Source organism: Pelagibacterium sediminicola (assembly GCF_003390885.1).
Lineage (GTDB): Bacteria > Pseudomonadota > Alphaproteobacteria > Rhizobiales > Devosiaceae > Pelagibacterium > Pelagibacterium sediminicola.
Genome location: NZ_QMEL01000045.1, coordinates 1 through 248 on the forward strand (window position 1 = coordinate 1; position 248 = coordinate 248).

Consider the following 248-nt stretch of genomic DNA (forward strand, 5'->3'; position numbering starts at 1 on the left):
GGACAGACGGCCCCCGCCGGAGGAATACCTATAAAGTGGTCCGGTTTCAGTCTTAATGCATGATCGGCTTTTCGACCATTGCCTGTGCAGAAGGTGGTGCCGATCCACTGGTTGGCGCCGGCCAGACCATCATCAAACAGCGAGAAAGGATCAAACGACAGACCATCGAGCATCGGCGCTTGCAGCACCGCAATCTCGCCGCATAAAACAATCAGCCCAGAGACGAGGCCGACGCTCCTCTAATCGAC

Annotated in this window: 1 protein-coding gene; it reads right to left on the minus strand. The window is 56.5% G+C overall.

Going from position 1 to position 248, the window contains the following annotated elements; all coding sequences use genetic code 11:
- Positions 1–188: hypothetical protein (locus tag DQG18_RS16415; protein WP_210208088.1), on the minus strand; the 188-nt coding region annotated here is incomplete at its 3' end.
- Between the last annotated feature and the right edge of the window lie 60 nt (positions 189–248).